Source organism: Almyronema sp., assembly GCF_052168255.1.
Taxonomy (GTDB): domain Bacteria; phylum Cyanobacteriota; class Cyanobacteriia; order Phormidesmidales; family Phormidesmidaceae; genus Sphaerothrix; species Sphaerothrix epifaneia.
The window spans coordinates 24,874-38,585 of record NZ_JBQLZL010000120.1 but is presented as its reverse complement, the minus strand read 5'-3'; the positions used below and the strand labels follow the sequence as shown (position 1 = coordinate 38,585).

At 56.6% G+C, this 13,712-nt stretch carries 4 protein-coding genes; all 4 read right to left on the bottom strand.

Annotated elements, in window-relative coordinates:
- Positions 1 to 35: 35 nt before the first annotated feature.
- The 4 genes from ACTS3T_RS24030 to ACTS3T_RS24015 are packed head-to-tail and all read right to left on the bottom strand — an operon-like array spanning position 36 to position 13,665.
- Positions 36 to 4,574 carry a type I polyketide synthase gene (locus ACTS3T_RS24030; RefSeq protein ID WP_377968252.1) on the bottom strand — a complete coding sequence of 1,513 codons (4,539 nt, stop codon included), beginning with the start codon at positions 4,572 to 4,574 and terminating at the stop codon, positions 36 to 38.
- A gap of 20 nt (positions 4,575 to 4,594) precedes the next feature.
- Positions 4,595 to 7,969: an amino acid adenylation domain-containing protein gene (locus ACTS3T_RS24025; protein WP_462935873.1), complete on the bottom strand. Its 3,375-nt coding sequence runs from the start codon at positions 7,967 to 7,969 to the stop codon at positions 4,595 to 4,597.
- 7 nt (positions 7,970 to 7,976) lie between these two features.
- Positions 7,977 to 9,041 carry an LLM class flavin-dependent oxidoreductase gene (locus ACTS3T_RS24020; protein ID WP_377968217.1) on the bottom strand — a complete coding sequence of 355 codons (1,065 nt, stop codon included), beginning with the start codon at positions 9,039 to 9,041 and terminating at the stop codon, positions 7,977 to 7,979.
- Between the two features lie 28 nt (positions 9,042 to 9,069).
- A complete protein-coding gene (locus ACTS3T_RS24015; protein ID WP_377968218.1) occupies positions 9,070 to 13,665 on the bottom strand; it encodes a type I polyketide synthase in 4,596 nt (1,531 codons plus the stop codon).
- Positions 13,666 to 13,712: the final 47 nt, after the last annotated feature.

Sequence of the window (13,712 nt, the reverse complement as noted above, 5' to 3'; positions counted from 1 at the left end):
GCGGGCGCGACTTTGCTTAACCTGGCAAACAGCCTCTATAAGCGTTGTTTTTGTCTAGCTCGGCGCTTTTGCCCGCGTGTCAGACTGGAGGCCAGCGGCGTCTTTTCGCTGTCGTCTTGTCTCAAGAGGGCTGTCAGTTTACTCACCGTTGGGTACTCGTAGAGGCTGACAACCGAAATTTGGGCATGCAACTGCTGCTTCAGTTGCGCAACCACTTGAATACTGCTGAGGGAGTTACCGCCAAGATCAAAAAAGTTGTCGTCCACGCCAATCGACGCCACCCCCAGAACCTGCTGCCAGATATCTGCAATTGTTTGCTCGATTTGATGGCGGGACGCGCCCTCTAGCGTTTGAGCGGGTGCCGCTGGTTGCGGTGCGTCTGAGCGAACAGACGCTAGCTTTAGCCATTGTTCAATGCGGGGCTGTAAGGCTGCCGTCGAAACCACTATCTGAGCCAGCGTCTGCGGGGGCAACTGCAGCAACCGATCAAAAATCGCCATCCCCTGCGTTGGCGTAATCGCATGGACGAGGGTAGAACCTGCAATCGTCTGACGGGCTTGCTCCCCGATTTGCCAAGCATCCCAGTTGATGCTGAGTATAGGGAAGCTACCCTGACGGCGCTGCTGGTGAGCGAAAGCATCCATAAAGCTGTTGGCAGCGGCGTAGGCCGCAAATCCTAGACCGCCTAGCACTGACGCCAGCGAGGAAAAGAGCAGACAGAAATCCAAAGCCTCATCCGGCAAAACCTGGGTCAGCAGACGTGAGCCGTATACTTTTGCCTGAAACTGGCGTTGACAATCTGCTGGGGTCAAAGCTTGAATCCCATGACGTTCACTGGCGATACCAGCGGCATGGATGACGCCATGAATCTGACCAAATTGCTGCTTTGCCTGAGTAACTGCCGTTTGCATTTGCGCTATATCTGCCACATTGGCTGAAATCGTTAAAACCTCAGCGCCTAGCTGCTCTAGGTGCTGAATCTGCTGAATCCGGTGAGAGGTCAAGTCTTGTTCAGCGTGGGTTTTAAGCCACTGCTGCCAGTGCGATCGCTGGGGTAGGCTAGAGCGACTGATAAGGACTAGCTTGACAGCCGCTGTTTGGGCAATGTGCTGAGCCAAGATCAGCCCTAGCTGGCCGAGTCCACCCGTGATGATGTAAACGCCATTTTCTCTTAAAAGATATTGAGAATTATTCTCACTAATGCGAACCGCTTCAAAGGTTTGTACCCAGCGATGCTGACCGCGATAGGCCACGTTCAAATCGACGGGAGCGGTGAGTTCACGGCTGAGTTGCGCCAAGAGCGATCGCTCTGATTCTGGGTGAGATTGGCTAATATCAACGCTGTAGCAGGTGATATGGGGGTATTCCTGAGGAATGACCTTAGCCAGTCCCAAAGCAGTGCTCGACTCAGGACAAAGCAACTCGTCACCAGTGATATCGTAGGCGTTGTTAGTAATTATTGTCAATTGCAAAGGGGTAGCAATTTTTTGCCGCCCTATGGCCTGGGTGAGAAACAGCAGGCTATAAAAGCCAAGCTGCTCTGAAGCAGGCTCTGTCGTCTCACACCAGCCGTGGGCGATCGCTTCAGGCATTTGATCGGCTCTTGCTAGCGCCTGGATTAAGCAGTCATAGTCTGGCGGATGCAGCGGGTTAAGAACGTAGTTGCCATCGCTGAGGCGCTGAAACTGCTGGCCGCAGGTGACTGTAATCACCGTTTTGCCCTGCTGCCTGAGCTGATTGGCGATCGCTAAACCCCAGCCTTTAGCCTCAACGAGTAGCAGCCAGGTTTGGGGTTGGGTTGGGGGTTGAGATCTCAGCAGCGCCAGCGGCGGTGTTTGCTTCCAGGTAGGCACATAGAACCCGTCCGTCAGGCTGGCGTTTGGCGGCGGGGGCGCAGTGGGCGTAAGCCGATCTGCTGGCGCTGGCTCAATCCAGTAGCGCTGCCGCTCAAACGGATAGGTGGGTAAGGGCAGCCGCTGCCGCTGTTCGTGAGCCGAAAAGCTGCGCCAGTCTACGGTCACTCCCAGCGACCAGAGCTGAGCGAGTGTCTGGAGAATAAAGGCAACATCTGATTGCGACGCTTGAGGGTGGCGTAGAGAAGAAAGTGTCGGCAGAGAGGCGTCTGAGAGCGTCTGTTTGGCTAGGGTACTCAATACCCGACCGGGGCCAACTTCTAGAAAAATCGAGGCTGAGGCCGCCTGCAAAGTGGCAATGCCTTCGCTGAAACGTACCGATTGCCGCAAATGTCTCGCCCAATAGTGCGGGTCGGTCGCCGCTTCATCGGTAATCCAAGTGCCCGTGACGTTAGAGATGAAGGGGATTTTGGGGGGCTGCAAGACTATCTGCTGCACCTGGGTGATAAACGGCTCCAAGATGGGATCCATCAGCGCCGAGTGAAAGGCATGGGAGGTTTGTAATCGTCGGCAGTGAACGCCTTGCTGCGTTAGGCGATCGCTTAGCTTCTGGATAGCTTGATCGGTTCCAGAGAGCACACAAAGCTGCGGAGCGTTATGAACCGCAAAGCCAATCTCCTCACTTAAGAACGGCTGCAAGTCTGACTCTGACAGCGAGACGGCCAACATGCTACCCGAGGGCAACTGCTGCATGAGCTGCCCTCGGATAGCCACCAGGCGGAGCGCGGCTTCTAAACTAAAGACGCCCGCCAAACAAGCTGCCACATATTCACCCAGACTGTGACCAATCATGACTTGTGGGCAGACCCCCCAACTGATCCAGAGCTGGGCGAGCGCATACTCAATTACAAACAGGGCTGGCTGCGTATAGCGCGTTTGGGTTAAAAGTGCGTGATCGGTGAAGAGGATTTGGCGTAAATCCAAATCGAGATGCGGTTGCAGGATCTGGCAGCAGCGATCAATGTGTTCGCGAAATAACGACTCAGCGGCGTAAAGATCCCGTCCCATATCCCCATACTGAGAACCCTGGCCAGGAAACATAAACACCAACTGCGGCGCAGCGTCTGCTGGTTGCGTCCAGACGGCAGATGCATCGCAGGGCGCTAAGGCCGCGATCGCTGCATCCTTGTCTTGACAGACGACAGCCCGACGGTGTTCAAAGGCTTGCCGCCCAACCTGTAGCGTATAGGCCACATCAGCTAGCGGCATTTGGGGATGCTGCTGCAGGTGGGTCACTAAGTTGGCTGTGGCCGTCTCTAGAGCCGCTGGGGTTTTGGCAGACAAAACAAGGATCTGATGGGAACGAGATGCCCCGGAGTTTGAACGGGGAGCTTCTTCGAGCACCACATGGGCATTGGTGCCGCCCATGCCAAATGAACTGACCCCGGCGCGTCGGGGTTGAGTTGGGCTGTGCCACGGTGTCAGGGTCGTGTTGACATAAAAGGGGCTGTTAGCAAAATCAATTTTGGGGTTAGGCTGCTGAAAGTGCAGGCTGGGCGGTATCTGCTGATGCTGTAGCGATAGGACAGTTTTGATCAGACCCGTCACGCCAGCGGCGACCCCTAGATGCCCCACATTGGTTTTGACGGAACCCAGAGCACAAAAGCGGGTGCGGGCTGTTTGGCTTTGGAAAGCCTGAGTCAGCGCTGCCACTTCAATCGGGTCGCCCAACGACGTTCCTGTGCCGTGGGCTTCGATGTAGGTCACCGTGGCGGCATCGACATCGGCGATCGCCTGGGCAGCTTGAATCACCTTGGCTTGGCTGTCAATTCGGGGAGCCGTATAGCTGACCTTGGCGGCTCCATCGTTATTAATAGCAGAGCCTTTAATCACCGCTCGAATGCAGTCACCATCAGCGATCGCATCTTCTAAACGCTTGAGGACGACAAGCCCCACGCCGTTGCCGCTGACGGTTCCCTGCGCTTGGGCATCAAAGGCGCGGCAGTGACCATCGGGCGATAAGATATCGCCTTCTTGATAGAGATATCCACTCTTCTGCTGCGACGAAATGCCCACGCCACCCGCTAGCGCCATGTCACACTCGCCATTGAGCAAGCTTTGGCAGGCCAAATGGACCGCCACCAGTGAAGTTGAACAGGCAGTTTCAACCGTACAACTGGGGCCTTCTAGGTTGAGTTTGTAAGAAACGCGAGTGGTTAAATTACCCGGATCATTTCCCAGCAAAATTTGGTTGGCTGTGACCGACTGCAACAGGCGATCGCGATTGGGCAACAGATTAGTCAATAAGTAGCTGCTGAGGCGAGCGCCGCCATAGACCCCAATCAGTCCTTCATAGCGTTGCGAATCGTAGCCTGCATCCTCTAACGCTTCCCAAGCGCATTCTAGAAAAAGACGATGCTGCGGATCGAGCACTTCGGCTTCACGGGGGGAAAAGCTAAAAAATGCCGCGTCAAAGCGATCGCTGTCGGCCACCACGCCACCCGCTCTAACGTAGTTGGCCTGATCGACCTGAGCGGTACCTGTGATAGAGGCTTCTAGCTCCTCGGGGGCAAAGAAAGTAATCGACTCTTGGCCATCGCATAGATTCTGCCAAAACTGCGCCACATTTTGAGCGCCAGGAAAACGTCCAGATAGGCCAATAACAGCAATTTCTAGACCGTTGGTAGGGCTGGCTAAAGCTTGAGAGGTTGGGTCACTCATAAAACACAAATTTGCAGAAATTACTTGAGACGTTTTTGCCGTCGCTGGCTGATCCGCTGTTTGCCCTGTTGGCGCTGCGCTAGCTGGTGGTTGAGGCTAGCAGCAACGGCAGGCTGATGGCATGGCATCGTTTGGCGCTGGCTTAGATGGGTCGCGATCGCTTCAATGGTGGGATAGCGAAACAAGTCGAGAACAGAGAGATCTACCTGCAACTGTTGCCGTAGTTGGGTATTGACCTGAATCAGCAGCAAGGAATGGCCGCCCAGTTCAAAAAAATTGTCATGAATGCCGACGGTTTCTAGCTGCAAGACCGCTTGCCAAATCTTGGCGATCGCCTGCTCTAGCTCGGTTTGAGGTCTGACGTAATCGGGCTGGAGGTCAGGATGGTTTTCCGGCGGGGGCGGCAAAGCACGGCGATCGACCTTGCCATTGGGGGTGAGGGGTAAAGTGTCGAGGCGAACAAAGACAGCCGGAATCATATAGTCCGGCAAAGACCGAGCCAGGAAGTCGCGCAGCGCTGACGGGGACAAAGCCGCAGCCTCATACACGCCATAGGCCACCAGGCGATCGCCTTGAGATGTGGACTGGAGGGTAACCACCGTTTGCTCAATGTCAGGATGCTGAGCCAAAGCCGCTTCTATTTCACCTAGCTCAAGGCGGCAACCCCGCAGCTTCACCTGATGATCCAAACGCCCCAAAAACTCGATGGCACCATCCGCCCGAAAGCGGGCTAAATCTCCGCTTTTGTATAGCCTTGCTCCCCCCTCAGCAGCGCTCTGCCCAAACGGATTGGGCACAAACTTCTCTGCCGTCAGCCCTGCCTGCTGCCAGTAGCCCCGCCCTAGACCCACTCCGCCAATGTGCAGTTCTCCGGCCACCCCTATCGGCACAGGCTGACCCGCCCTATCTAGCAGATAAATCTGGGTATTGGCAATCGGTCGGCCAATCGGCACACTTGCCCGCTCACACCCTGGCTGACAAAGCCAAGCCGTCACATCAATCGCCGCTTCAGTCGGGCCGTAGAGGTTGTGCAACTTGGCGGAGAAGCGTTCAAAAAAGCGGGCTGGCACAGCCATAGGTAGCGCTTCGCCACTGCAAAAAACCTGACGCACACAGCCGCAACCCTCTAAGCGCGGTTCGGCGAGAAACGCCTGCAGCATTGAAGGGACAAAGTGCAGCGTCGTTACCTGCTGCTGCTCAATCAGATTAGCCAGATAGGCACTGTCTTTGTGGCCTTCAGGCTGAGCCAGCGTTAGCCGTGCGCCGCTCATTAGCGGCCAGAAAAACTCCCACACCGAGACGTCAAAGCTAAAGGGCGTCTTTTGCAAGACGCAGTCTGCTGCGGTCAAGCCATAGGTAGATTGCATCCACTGCAGGCGGTTGCTCAGCCCTTGGTGGCTGTTCATGGCTCCTTTGGGCTGACCGGTGGAGCCGGAGGTGTAGATGATATAGGCCAGATGGGCGGGGGTGACGGTGCTCGTGGGATTGGTGGTGGGGAATGTGGCGATCGCTGACCAGTGGTGGTCGAGGCTGATCGAGGTGGCGCAGTGGGCGGGCAAGGTGGGTAGCAGGTGGCTGTGCGTCAGCAGCAGCGACACTTGGCTATCTTGCAGCATGAAGGCGAGGCGCTCTGGGGGGTAGCTTGGGTCTAGCGGTACGTAGGCACCGCCAGCTTTGAGGACGCCTAAGAGGGCGATGACGAGGTCTATAGAGCGTTGGAAGCACAGACCGACGGGGGTATCGGGTTGCAGGTTTTGGGCTTGCAGGAAGTGGGCAAGCTGGTTGGCGCGGTGGTTGAGTTGTTGGTAAGTGAGGTGCTGCTGGCCAAAGGTTAGGGCGATCGCTTCTGGTGTTTGCTCTACCTGGGCTTCAATGTGCTGATGAATGCATTGCAGCTTATAGTCCACTGCCGTATCGTTCCAGGCTTGGTGCTGCTGCCGCTCAGCAGATGTCAGCAACGGCAGTTCAGACAGGCGTTGCTGAGGCCGCGCGACTAGATTTTCCAGTAGGGTTTGGAAGTGGCCGACTAGCCGCGCAATAGTCGGACGCTCAAACAGATCGGTGCTGTATTCAACCTGGCCTCGCAGCCCCGCCTCCGAGTCCACTAGATTGAGGCGTAGTTCAAACTTCGTGGTTTCGTTGTCAAAAACTAGGGGATGAACGGTTAAATCTCCCAACGACAGCGGTTGCAAAGGCGCTAACTGCAAATCAAATTTGACCTGAAACAGCGGCACCATTTGGCTAAGATGCCGTTCTGGATTCAGGGCAGCGACGAGACGCTCAAATGGCAAGTCTTGATGGGCATAAGCGCCCAGCAACCCGTCTCGCACCCGCTGCAGCAACTCTAAACAGGTGGGATCGCCTGCCAAATCAGTGCGCAACACTAGCGTATTTACCAACAGCCCTATCAGCCCTTCAGTTTCGACTCGATTACGGTTGGCAATGTCGGTGCCGACGACAATATCGTTTTGATGGCTGTAGCGTTGCAGCAAAATCTTAAAGGCGGCTAGCAAAACCGTAAACAGCGTGACACCAGACTGCACACTCAGATTTTTGAGGGCATCGGCTAATGGCTGGGCAAAAGTGATCGGGTACGTTGCCCCCTGAAATGTCGGCACTGTTGGCCGGGGGCGATCGCTGGGCAAGTTTAACACTGGCAGCGCCGCCAATTGCTGTCGCCAGTAGCTAAGCTGTCGTTCTAGTTCCAACCCCTGCAGCCATTGCCGCTGCCACACGGCAAAATCGGCATATTGAATCGGCAGCGGTTTGAGAGGGGCGGGCTGCTGGCAAGACAAAGCCTCGTAGAGCTGCTGCAGTTCTTGGATGAAAATACCCAGCGACCAGCGATCGGCAATGATGTGATGCAGGGTCACCAGCAGCAGATGATCCGTTGCAGCCAGTTTTAAAAGCGTTAGGCGTAGCAAAGGCTGAGTCAGGTCAAAAGACCCGTGAGCTTCCTGCTGCGCTAGCTGCTGGGCTGCCGCCGCTGGGTTGCCAGACAGGCTGAGATCTTGCTGTACCAGTGAAACTGTAGCACTTGGCTGAATGACCTGAACGGGTTGCCCCTCGGCATTGGTAGTAAACGTCGTCCGTAGCGTGTCGTGACGCTGGACAACGGCCTGCAGCGCCTTTTCTAAAACGGCAACGTCCAGCCTGCCCTGTAGCCGTAAACCGCTAAACACGTTATAAAAGCTGGAATTGAGGTCTAGCTGATGGATAAACCACAGCCGCTGTTGGGCAAACGATAACGGTTCTTCATTGTCGGGGGCAGCGGGCGATCGCTGGGGAATGGGCAACGAAGACGGCAGGCGGAGTCCCTGCTGTTGCAGCCGCTTTTCTAGCAGCGATCGCTGAGCGGGTGAGAGGTCGGCTAGCTGTTGAGAAAGATCACGCATGGAATATCTAGCTGAGGGCGGCCATTGTGAGCGGTTGACACTGAGCTTTCAAAGCGTTCAGGTGAGGGAGCGCCGCCATGACTTGCTCAAAGTTGGGATTAAAGTCAATCAGGCAAGCCACTTCGTCTACGCCAGCTTGCCGTAGGCGCTCAATCATAGGCAGGCAAGTTGCTGGGGAACCAATCAGCGTTCTGCCTTTGAGCCAGCCTTCGTAGGCAAATATCAGCAAGCTATCAATGTCGGCTGGCGAAAGCGACTTCAGATCAATCTTTAAATTGAGACCCCTGGCTAAATGCTCTAGCAGATTGAGGTGAGTCTTGAGATAGTTGCAAAAAGGCTCTCTCACCTGCGCTTTCACTGTGTCGAAGTCTTCACCGACAAAGGTGTGCAGCATCATTGCCACCTTGCCCTGCTGCGGGTCGTGTCCGTGTTCTTGGCGGGCTTGGCGATACAGCGCAATCTGCTGGGCTACTTCGTCTAGGGTGCCAGAGAGCAGAGAGGTTAACACGTTGCCCCCCCGCTTGCCCGCTTCGATATAGGTACTGGGAGATTGACAGACAATCCAGGGCGTTAGCTGCGGTTGCAAGGGACGGGGAAAGGTGGCGATCTGAACGTCCTTACCCGATGCCGCTTTCATCTCGACCGAGTCACCCCGCCACAGCTTTTGCACCATCTCAATGCCGCGCCACATACCGACTTTGCGATCGCTGTAAGATTCGGTTGACAACACAAAATCGTCTATGGTCCAGCCGGAGGCAAAGGCGATCGCCACGCGACCCTGGGAAAGATTATCGACCACTGCCCATTCTTCAGCCACTCGCGCCGGGTGGTGCAGCGGCATGACGACGCTGCCAGCCCGTAGCTGCAGATGTTTTGTAATCATTGCCATTGCCGCTCCTGTCACGGACGGATTCGGATACAGGCCACCAAAGGGATGAAAGTGACGCTCCGGCATCCACAGGGCTGAAAACCCGTGCTGATCGGCAAACTTAGCGCTTTCAATCATGAGCTGATAGCTGTCGGTCTGTACTTTCGAGCCGTCTCCGGAAAAGTAAAATAAGCTAAATTCCATTAATTCAAGTCCTCAAGAAATTTAGGGTTTAAGCGCCAGAAGGAGATTCTTCTAGGTACTGTTGCACCTGGTCGGGCGATAGGGTTTTGACCTCTTCTAACAGCGCTGCGATCGCTTGTTCATCAGACTGAGACTGCTGTTGATGAATCACCTGAGCCAGTCCGGCGACCGTTGGCGCATCGAACAAAATGCTCTTTAAGGGCAGCTCTACGGCAAACTGCTGCCGCAGGCGCGAAACCACCTGAATCGCCAACAGGGAATGGCCGCCCAGTTCAAAAAAATTGTCGTGCAGGCTAACGGCTTCGATGCCCAGCAAATCTTGCCAGATGGCCGCGATCGCTTGCTGAATTTCGGTTTCAGGGGCAACGTAGTCTTTAGCCAGCGACGACGGCTGTACGGGCGACGGTGACGAAGACGGCTGTACGGTCTGAGGCTGAGCAGCCTGCGCCAGACGTGACGACAGGGTTCCGGTTGAAACCACCACTTGGCCTGCCGACGGCAGGGTTAAGACTCGCTCAATTGCTGCCCAGACTTCTGCAGGTGTCATCGAAAGCGCCAGCGCGGCTTCAATAGGCTGGGCTGATGTCGGCCAAGTCTGCGTTTGGCGAGCCTGCCGATTCAGGCTAAACCAGGGCGTTTGGCCGCGACGATTGCGATCGCTAACCACGGCATCTAGATAGGCATAGCTAGCCGCATAGGCCGACAAACCGACGCCGCCCAAAACGCAAGCTAGAGAAGACTGCACCAGGCAAAAATCCAGCGGGCGATCGCCGAGGGCAGCTTCTAAAACTTGTAGCCCCTGTTGTCTCGCCTGAAAGATGGCCGCGCAGCGGGTTGGATCTAGCTCAGCGATTGCTTGGGTCGCCTGGGTGGCATCGATCGCAGGGTTATAGAACACGCCCTGCAAAGCCCCAAACTGCTGTTCAGCTTGAGCGATCGCCTGTTGCAGTTGGCTGCCATCGCTCAGGTCGGTTTCAAGCAGGCAAACCTGCGCCTCGGCGTTTTCTAAGGCTTGCCACTGCCCCCTGGGCTGAGTGATCACATCCTCATCGCCCTGCTGATCTAGCCACGACTGCCACTGCTCACGAGCAGGTAGACCGCTGGTGCCGACTAGCAACACCTTGGCCTGCCAAGTCTCAACCAGCGCCTGAGCCAGAAAGAAGCCCAAGCCAGCCGCCAGATCCCCCGCGATCAAGTAAACACCGCCTCGCCGCAGCCGCGAGACCTCAGGCGTAGACTGTAGCGGTCGCGGCTCAAAGGTCTGCAACCAGCGACGACCGTTGCGATAGGCGATAACAGCGGCAGAAGTTGCCTGCGTTAAGTCTGCCTGCAGGGCGGTTGAAAGCCATTGCCGCTGACTTGGCGGCGGCAGTTTTTCGATATCGATGAGCCGACAGGTTAGCTGCGGATACTCTTGCGGAATTACCTGACACGCGCCCAGCAGCGTCGCCTGAGCAGCCCTGAGCGGCTCTGCGCCAGTTATGTCGTAGATCTGCTGGGCAATCACACTCAAATGCCGGGGTTCTGCATCCAACTGCGCCAGCGCCTGAACCAGGTGAATTAAGCTGTAAAATCCGTGAGCTTGAACCGTTTCGAAGGCGGTATCTGCCTCTAAACTCCAACAGTGGACAATCCGCTGCGGCAATAGCCTCTGAGCTTGCAAGGTTTGTAATAGCGCTTGGTAGTCCGCTAGCTGGTGTGGATTGAGGCAGTAGTGGCGATCGCCGCGTTGTTCAAACTGCTGGCCTAAAGCAACGGTCATCACGCGCTGTCCGCTTTGCTCAAGCTGACGGGCAAGCTGAACCCCGACGCCGCCAGAATCAACAAACAACAGCCAGCGGGTAGATTCAGGCGCGATCGCCCCTGCATGAGCGGTGAGCGGCCACTGCTTCCAGGTCGGCAGGTAAAACCAGTCGGCCATATCGGGCTGACGGGCAAGGGCAGCCGTCGTTGGCGGCAACGGCGACGCTAGCTGCGGTTCAATCCAGTAGCGCTGGCGCTCAAATGGATAGGTGGGTAAGGGCAGCCGCTGCCGCCGCTCGTGCGCGTAGACCCCCGACCAGTCAATGGCCACTCCCGCCAGCCACAACCGTCCTAGCGTCTGCAACAAATACTCCGAGTCAGACACCCCTTCCTGCGGATGGCGTACCGTTCGCAAACAAAGCTGCGTTCTAACCTGCTGCTTCGCCAGCGTCGTCAGCGTCCGCCCCGGCCCGACTTCCAGCAGAATCTGACTCGGCTCCTGCAAGAGTTGCGCGATCGCTGGGCCAAACTGCACGGGCTGACGCAGTTGCTGCCCCCAATAGGCTGGGTCGGTCGCTTCCGCTGCGGTCAACCAGGTACCTGTCACATTTGAAAGCAGCGGTATCTGGGGTGGCTGCAACGCTACCTGCGCTACTGCAGCGGTAAACGGGGCTACCGCCTCAGCCATCAAGGGGGAATGGAAGCCGTGAGAGGTGTGAAGCTGTCGGGACTCGATACCCGCTGCCGTTAGCTGAGCTTGTACTTGGGCGATCGCGGCTGTTGACCCCGACAGTACCGTCAGCGCTGGAGCATTGAGCGCTGCTAGCGTCACCTCAGCACTGAGCCACGGCTGCATGTCTGCTGCTGGCAGGGGCACCGAAAGCATCGCTCCGGGGGGGCACTGCTGCATTAGCTGGCCTCGCTGGCAGACCAGTTTGAGGGCGTCTTCAAGGCAAAACACCCCGGCCAGACAAGCGGCGACCAGTTCTCCCAGACTGTGACCGATCAGGGCTGTCGGCTGGATGCCCCAGCTTTGCCAAAGCTTCGCTAGGGCGTAGTTCACGACGAAAATGGCAGGCTGGGCATAGCCCGTTTGGCTGAGCAGATCTGCCTGAGCGGCGGCGGGATGAGGATAGAGGAGGGTGCGTAGATCCCGGTCGAGGTGAGGCTGGAGAAGCTGGCAGCAATGGTCTATCTGTTGCCGAAAGGCGGCTTCGCTGCGGTACAAGTCTTGGGTCATGCCGGGATACTGTGCCCCCTGACCGGGTAGCAAAAAGACGACTTCCCGGTGGCCGCTGGCTAAAGTTGCTTTTTGCGGCGAGTCTGTCGCTGTCAGCGCTGCGATCGCTTCATCGACTGTGCGGCAAACCACCAGGCGACGATGGCTAAACGCTTTGCGCCCCACCTGTAGGGTATAGGCCACATCAGCTAAATTGGCCTGAGGGTGCTGCCTGAGATGGGTCGCCAGATTGGCGGCGGCTTGGTCTAGCGCCGCTGCCGTTTTTGCCGACAGCAGCACTAACTGCCAGGGACGCGCAGGCATTGAGGGGGCTGGGGCAGGCGCTTCCTCTAGCACTACGTGGGCGTTGGTACCGCCAATGCCGAAGGAGCTGACCCCGGCGCGGCGCGGCTGCTTCTGGGTGAGCCAGTCTTTTAGGGTGGCATTGACATAAAACGGACTTTGGGCGAAATCGATATGGGGATTGGGCTGCTGAAAGTGCAGGCTGGGCGGTATCTGCCGATGCTGTAGCGCCAGTACCGTTTTAATCAGTCCGGCGATGCCCGCCGCCGTATCTAGGTGCCCTACATTGGTTTTGACCGATCCTATGGCGCAAAAGCCGTTACCGGGCCTACCCCCGGCGCTAAAGGCTTGGGTTAGAGCCGCTATCTCAATGGGGTCGCCAAGGGCAGTGCCCGTTCCATGGGCTTCGATGTAGCTGATGCTGTCGGGTTCTACTTCGGCGATCGCTTGAGCTGCGCGAATCACAGCAGCCTGACTATCAATTCGCGGTGCGGTATAGCTCACTTTGAGTCCACCGTCGTTGTTGATGGCCGATCCTTTAATGACGGCGTGGATACAGTCGCCATCGGCGATCGCCTCTTCTAGGCGCTTGAGCGCTACCAGCCCAACCCCATTGCCTGACACCGTTCCAGCAGCAGCGGCATCAAAGGCACGACAGTGACCATCGGGGGAGGCAATACCCCCTTCATGATGCAGATAGCCAATGGTTTGCTGAGCGCTGACGGTGATGCCCCCGGCTAGAGCCAAATCGCATTCACCACTGAGCAGGCTGCGGCAGGCCAAATGCACCGCCACCAATGAGGTTGAGCAAGCGGTTTGGACGGTATAGCTTGGCCCCTGTAGATTCAGCTTGTAGGAAACCCGAGTGCTGACAAAATCCTTGTCATTGCCCAGCATCAGTTGAAAGCGATCCACTGACTGAAGCGCTGCTGCATTGGCCACTAGATTGAGCAAATAGCTGTTGAACCCAGCGCCAGCGTAAAATCCAATTAAACCGCCGTACTGCTCGGGGTCATAACCCGCTTGTTCGAGAACTTCCCAGGCGGCTTCTAGCAAAATCCGATGCTGAGGATCGGTAATGGCGGCTTCTTTAGGGCTGAAGTCGAAAAAAGCGGCATCAAATAAATCGGGGTCGGCCAGGATGGCTCTGGCTTTGACATAGTTGGGCTGGTTTAGCAGCGTGGGGTCGATGCCTGCCGCCGCCAGTTCCGCAGTCGTGAACTCAGTAATGGATTCTTTTCCCTGCTGCAAGTTATGCCAAAAGTCTGTCAGGTTGCGGGCACCGGGAAATCGCCCGGTCATGCCAATGATGGCGACTTCTAATCCATTGAGCTGATTCACGGCTGTGGAGTCCTTCATCTAATCTTAAAAACGAATGGTTTACGTCGGCAAAGGGGGATGGGGTG